Raw genomic sequence first — 6,308 nt, 5'->3', positions numbered from 1 at the left:
TCTGATCTCCCCCCAAGTGGGGGAGATGGCCGGCAGGCCAGAGGGGGGCGCCGTAGGGCGCTGCATCGAGGATTGGCTCAGTCACGTTCAATCGCCCTCGTCCTCATAGCCCACCAGATGCAGCGGCCGCGCCGCGATGCCTTCCAGCTCGCACCAGCGCACCAGCGCTTCCTCGCGGCCGTGGGTCACCCAGATTTCCGAAGCACCCGTCTCCTTGATCGTGGTGGTCAGCTCGTCCCAGTCGGCATGGTCGGAGATGATCAGCGGCAGTTCGACGCCGCCCTGCTTGGCGCGCTGGCGGATGCGCATCCAGCCCGAGGCGAAGCAGGAGATCGGGTCGGGAAATCGCCGCGCCCAGCGGTCGGCGAAGGCCGCCGGCGGACCGACGACGATGGCGCCCGCGAAATCGTCCTTGCCGCCGCTGTCGACCGTTGCTGGGTCGAGCTGCCCGAGGTCGATGCCCTGGCTCTGGTAATATTCGCTGAGCTTCGCCAGCGCGCCATGGATATAGATCGGCCTGTCGTAGCCGCAGTCGCGCAAGAGCCGCATGACGCGCTGTGCCTTGCCGAGCGCGTAGGCGCCGATCAGGTGTGAGCGCTCCGGAAACTGCGCCGCCGATTTCAGCAGCCGGACGATTTCCTCGGTGTCCGGCGGATGGCGGAACACCGGCAGGCCGAACGTCGCCTCGGTGATGAAGATGTCGCAAGGGATCGGCTCGAACGGCTTGCAGGTGGCGTCCTTCTGGCGCTTGTAGTCGCCGGAAGCGACGATGCGCATGCCCCGATGCTCGACCGCGATCTGCGCCGAGCCCAGCACATGGCCCGCCGGATGAAAGCTGACCGACACGCCGTTGAGGTCGATCATCTCGCCGAGGTCGGCGGCCTGCCTGGCCCCGGCAAAATCCTCGCCATAGCGCAACGCCATGATGTCGAGCGTCTGCCGGGTCGCGAGCACCGAGCCGTGGCCGGAGCGCGCATGGTCGGAGTGGCCGTGCGTGATCAGCGCGCGGGCCACCGGCCGCACCGGGTCGATGAAGAAATCGCCGGGCGGGCAGTAGAGGCCCTCGGGGCGGGGCTTGAGCAGGTCGCTGGCGCGCATGGCTCCCAAGATAGTGGCCAAATCCGGCGCGGGAAGCCTGTTGCCAGAGACTGCTGACTCATCCTACAGCCAGCCGCCGGTCAGATCGCCGGTGGGATCCTTGCACCATGAAACCGTTCCAGGCCTCATCCGGCGACCTGACCGCCGACCGCCGCGCCGGCTTCGCCGAGATGCTCGGCGCCTCCGGCGATCCCACTGCTGCGGCGGAGCTGCTGCTCGGCGCGCTCGAGCTGGCGCCGCAATGGTCGGCCGGCTGGTTCCGCCTCGGCGAGATGCAGGAAGCCGCCGGCCAGCCCGATCAGGCCGCGCAGGCCTGGGCGATGGCGTTGCGGCTGGAGCCGGCGGACCGGCTCGGCGCCGCGCTGAAGCTGCAGCTGATCGGCAAGGCGCCGGCTGCCGCCGGCCCGCCCAGCGCCTTCGTCGAGACCCTGTTCGACCAGTATGCAGCTACCTTTGAGGAGTCGCTCGTCGGCAAACTCGGCTACCGGATGCCAGAATTCCTCGATCAGGCCATTCGATCGGTCCGGCCGGGCCGCTTCTCTCTGGCGGTTGACCTCGGCTGCGGCACCGGCCTGATGGGCGAAAGGCTGCGGCCGATCGCCGACCGGCTGGAGGGCTGCGACATCTCGGCGGCCATGCTGAAGCAGGCGCGGGCCAAGGGCATTTACGACCGGCTCGTCAAGGCTGACCTGCAGGACTTTGCCTTTGCCGGCCCGAAGGCCGACCTGGTGGTGGCGGCCGACGTGTTCATCTATGTCGGCGCGCTCGAAGGCATTGTGAGCACCGTCGCCGGCATGCTTTCCGAGGATGGATTGTTTGCCTTCTCGGTCGAGACGCTGGCTGATGGAGAACTGGCCGGCGGCAACGGTTTCGCGCTGGGGCCGTCACGCCGCTATGCGCATTCGCAAGGCTACGTGCGGGACGTTCTGGCCGCCAGCGGCTTTTCGATCTTGTCGCTGGACAGCACGATCGTCCGCCACGACCGCCACGAGCCGATCGATGGCCTCGCCGTGGTGGCGGGGAAATCGTCGACGTCGTGAACCTGCGCCAGGTTCCTGCTGCGAAAAAGCCCGAATCTCGTGTCGGGGTTGTACGGGGCGGACACAGAAAGAGAGGGACACCATGCGCTGGAACATGATGGCCTTGGCCTCGTGCCTGGCAATGGCCGGCTGCGTCGGCGGCACCTCGATGGCGGAACGCCAGGACGAGGACGTTCAGTCCTCGCTGCAATATGACAGCGTGCCGTGCGATCAGCTGATTGCCCAGCGCAATGGGCTGGCCGAGCAAAATCACCTGCCGACGACCGCCAAGACGACCTTCTCCAACCCGGCCATGGGTTTCGGTCCGTTCACGCCCGACATGCGCTCCAAGGCGACGCGCGACAGCGACAGGGCAAGCGGCCAGATCGACGCCATGAACCGGTCGATCGAGCGCCGCGACTGCGGCCAGCCGAAAAAGAAGAACAAGTTCGAACTGCCCGGCTCGAAGCCGTCTTGAGGATTTAGTATCCGGCCTCGCGGTCGACGATATTGTCGAGCTTCTCGCCGCGCTCGTAAGCCGCCATCTGCCGCAGCATGATCGGCACCAGATGCACAGGATCGGAGGTCGCCGCCGCATGCGGCGTCACGAACACCTTCGGATGCGCCCATAGCGGGCTGGTCTTCGGCAACGGCTCGACCTCGAACACGTCGAGGCTCGCCTCCTTCAGCGTGCCGTCCTCCAGCGCGCGCAGGATGTCGGCATCCTTCTGCAGGCGTCCGCGTCCGGCATTGATCAGCACCGAGCCGCCGAGGCCGTTGCGCTTGCGCAGTTCCTTCAGAAGACTGTAGTTGACGATGCCTTGTGTCTGGGCCGTCAGCGGCAGCAGCACCACCAATATGTCGGTGGCGTTGAGGAAAGGGATCAGCCCGACCTCGCCCGCATAGGTGGAAACACCTTTCATCGGCCGCTCCGTCCGCGACCAGCCATTGACCGCGAAGCCCAGCGACAACAGCACCGACGCCGCCGCGCGGCCGAGATTGCCGAGCCCCATGATGCCGACCGAGATGTCGCCGGCCGGCCGCTGCGGCGGTTCGTGCCAGGTCTTCTTCTTCTGCTGCGCTTGATAGAGCATGCCCTGGCGGTGATGGTCGAGCACGCGCCAGACCACATACTCGGTCATGTATTGGGTGAGGTTGTCGGCGACCACCTTGACGATCGGCACGTCGGGCAGGCCGGGATCGGCGAAGATATGGTCGACGCCGGCGCCGATCGAGAAGATGGCGCGCAGATTGGGCAGGGACGAAAGCAGGTTGGCCTTCTGCTTCCACACCACCGCATAGGTAATCGAGGGATCGCTGGCGCCGTCCGGCTCCAGCACCACCTCGCGCTGGGCCGAGAGCAGCTCGCGCCAGCGCTGCGGATGAAAGCCGGTGACGGCAAGCAGGACGCGGCCTTTTTCCATGTGCGGATTTTTCTTCCCTGTCATTTCAGCTTTGGCCCTGCCTATTCGCTGACCACGCCGGTCGGCGCCGTCTCGATCCGGAAGGCGGCCGAGATCAGTGCCCGAGTATAGTCGGTTTGCGGGCTGCCAAAAATCTGTTCGGAAGGCCCGGCTTCGACGATCTGGCCATTGCGCATGACGATGACGTCGTTGGCAAGCGCGCGGATGACTTTCAGGTCGTGGCTGATGAACAGATAGGCGAGATCGTGCTTGGCCTGCAGGCTGCGCAGGAGGTCGACGACCTGCGCCTGCACGCTCATGTCGAGCGCCGAGGTCGGCTCGTCCAGCATGACGAAGCGCGGGTTGAGCACCATGGCGCGGGCGATGGCCACGCGCTGGCGCTGGCCGCCGGAGAATTCGTGCGGATAGCGGTTGCGCGTCTCGGGATCGAGCCCGACCTCCTTCAGCACGTCGACGACCTTGTCGTCGCGCTGGTCGGGCGTGAGCTTCGGCTCGTGGATCCTCAGTCCTTCCTCGATGATCTCGGCGATCGACATGCGCGGGCTGAGCGAGCCGAACGGGTCCTGGAAAACGATCTGCAGCTCGCGCCTGAGCGGCCGCATGGCATTGAAGGAGAGCTGGTTGATGTCGCGCCCGTCGAACTGGATGGTTCCGGTCGACGAGATCATCCTGGCAAGCGCCAGCCCAAGCGTCGTCTTGCCCGAGCCGGATTCGCCGACGACGCCGAGCGTCTGGCCGGCCCGCACGGTGACGTCGATCCCGTCCACCGCCTTCACATTGTCGACGGTGCGGCGGAAGAAGCCGCGCTTGATCGGGAACCAGACCTTGATGTCCTTGCCCATCATCACCGCCCTGGCGTCGGTATTCGCAGCCGGCGGCTTGCCTTTCGGCTCGGCCGCCAGCAGGTGCTTGGTATAGGCATGCTGCGGATTGGCGAAGATGTCCTTGGTCGGGCCGCTCTCGACGATCTTGCCCTTGGTCATCACGCAGACGCGGTCGGCGATCTTCCTGACGATGCCGAGATCATGGGTGATGAACAGCATCGACATGCCCTTGCGGGCCTTGAGCTTCGCAAGCAGCTCGAGGATCTGCGCCTGCACGGTGACGTCGAGCGCCGTCGTCGGCTCGTCGGCGATCAGAAGCTCCGGCTCGTTGGCCAGCGCCATGGCGATCATGACACGCTGGCGCTGGCCGCCGGAAAGCTGGTGCGGATAGGCGTCGAGCCTCTTTTCCGGGTCGCGTATGCCGACCTCGTTGAGCAGTTCCAGCGTGCGCGCTCGAGCCTGCCTGTCGCCGAGCCCCTGGTGCAGCTTCAGCACCTCGACGACCTGCTGCTCGATTGTGTGCAGCGGATTGAGCGAGGTCATCGGCTCCTGGAAGATCATGGTGATCTTGTTGCCGCGCACGCGCCTCAGCGCTTTCTCGTCCATGGCCAACAGGTCGGCGCCCTGGAACAGAATCCGTCCGGACGGGTGGCTGGCCGTCGGGTAGGGCAGGAGCTTCAGCACCGACAGCGCCGAGACCGACTTGCCGGAACCGGACTCCCCGACCAGCGCCACCGTCTCGCCCTTGGCGATGTCGAAGGAGATGTGGTCGACGGCCAGCGACTGCTTGCCGCCTTGCGCGAAGGCGACGCTGAAATCGCGGACGGAAAGCAGGGGCTCGCTCATTTGAACGTCTTGCGCGGATCGAAGGCGTCGCGCGTCGCCTCGCCGACGAAAACCAGCAGCGACAGCATCAGCGAGATGACGATGAAGGCGGAAATGCCGAGCCACGGCGCGTTGAGGTTACGCTGCGCCTGCTTAAGCATTTCGCCGAGCGAGGCCGAGCCCGGCGGCAGGCCGAAGCCGAGATAGTCGAGCGAGGTCAGCGTCGAGATCGAGCCGGAGAGCAGGAAGGGCAGGAAGGTCAGCGTCGCCACCATGGCGTTGGGCAACAGGTGCCGGAACATGATCGTGCGGTTGGGCACGCCGAGGGCGCGCGCGGCGTTGACATATTCGAAGTTGCGGGCGCGCAGGAACTCGGCCCTGACCACGCCAACCAGCGCCACCCAGGAGAACAAGAGCATCAGGCCGAGCAGGATGAAGAAGCCGGGCGGCAAGATGGCGGCGACGATGAGGAGCAGATAGAGCACCGGGATTGCCGACCAGATCTCGATGAAGCGCTGGAACAGAAGGTCCGTCCAGCCGCCGAAATAGCCCTGCATGGCGCCGGCCGCCACGCCGATCAGCGACGATCCCACGGTCAGGATCAGGCCGAACAGGACGGATATCCTGAAGCCGTAGATCAGCCGCGCCAGCACGTCCCGCGCCTGGTCGTCGGTGCCCAGCCAGTTCCAGTTGCCGACCGAGCAGTTGGGGTCGGCCGCGCCTTGCGGGTATTGGTTGCAGAGCGTCTTCTTGTCGTAGAGCCAGGACGGCTTGGTCGGAGCCGCCTCGGGAATGGCGTTGTTGACCGTCTGGTAGGAGTAGCGCACCGGTGGCCAGATCATCCAGCCATTGGCGTTGATCTCGTCTTGGATGACGGGGTCGCGATAATCGGTCACGGCATAGAAGCCGCCGAATTTCTCTTCCGGATAGGCGACCAGCACCGGAAACAGGATCTCGCCCTTGTAGGAGGCGATGATCGGCTTGTCGTTGGCGATGAACTCGGAAAACAGCGACAGCACGAACAGGATGAGAAAGATCCACAACGACCAGAAGCCGCGCCGGTTCGACTTGAAGTTCTGCAGGCGCCGCTGGTTGAGCGGCGACAGCCAGGGGCGGGC

General features: G+C 65.6%; 6 protein-coding genes. 2 read left to right on the top strand and 4 right to left on the bottom strand.

What is annotated here, in order from left to right; translation table 11 throughout:
* Positions 1 to 87: 87 nt before the first annotated feature.
* Complete coding sequence (locus EN780_RS25185; protein WP_128275636.1) at positions 88 to 1,098, bottom strand: ligase-associated DNA damage response exonuclease; 1,011 nt, start codon at positions 1,096 to 1,098, stop codon at positions 88 to 90.
* 107 nt (positions 1,099 to 1,205) lie between these two features.
* On the opposite strand from EN780_RS25185, the gene EN780_RS25180 reads away from it, so the two are divergent.
* Both EN780_RS25180 and EN780_RS25175 read left to right on the top strand, forming a co-directional pair.
* Complete coding sequence (locus tag EN780_RS25180) at positions 1,206 to 2,138, top strand: methyltransferase domain-containing protein (RefSeq protein ID WP_128275635.1); 933 nt, start codon at positions 1,206 to 1,208, stop codon at positions 2,136 to 2,138.
* A gap of 82 nt (positions 2,139 to 2,220) precedes the next feature.
* On the top strand, positions 2,221 to 2,595 hold the full coding sequence (locus EN780_RS25175) for a hypothetical protein (protein WP_127286553.1): 375 nt from the start codon (positions 2,221 to 2,223) through the stop codon (positions 2,593 to 2,595).
* A gap of 4 nt (positions 2,596 to 2,599) precedes the next feature.
* Here EN780_RS25175 and EN780_RS25170 read toward each other — a convergent pair whose 3' ends face one another.
* The 3 genes from EN780_RS25170 to EN780_RS25160 all read right to left on the bottom strand — a co-directional run.
* Positions 2,600 to 3,541, bottom strand: a complete 942-nt coding sequence (locus EN780_RS25170) for a glyoxylate/hydroxypyruvate reductase A (RefSeq protein ID WP_128275637.1) — start codon at positions 3,539 to 3,541, stop codon at positions 2,600 to 2,602.
* 41 nt (positions 3,542 to 3,582) lie between these two features.
* A complete protein-coding gene (locus tag EN780_RS25165) occupies positions 3,583 to 5,211 on the bottom strand; it encodes an ABC transporter ATP-binding protein (RefSeq protein ID WP_127393952.1) in 1,629 nt (542 codons plus the stop codon).
* On the bottom strand, positions 5,208 to 6,308 hold a 1,101-nt coding region (locus EN780_RS25160), incomplete at its 5' end, for an ABC transporter permease (RefSeq protein WP_133372708.1). The genes EN780_RS25165 and EN780_RS25160, both read right to left, overlap by 4 nt.

The sequence above is a fragment of the Mesorhizobium sp. M4B.F.Ca.ET.089.01.1.1 genome (assembly GCF_004022605.1).
In the GTDB taxonomy this organism is placed as follows: Bacteria; Pseudomonadota; Alphaproteobacteria; order Rhizobiales; family Rhizobiaceae; genus Mesorhizobium; species Mesorhizobium abyssinicae.
Note: the sequence above shows the minus strand (reverse complement) of the source record. Positions and strands in the feature narration are given on the sequence as shown.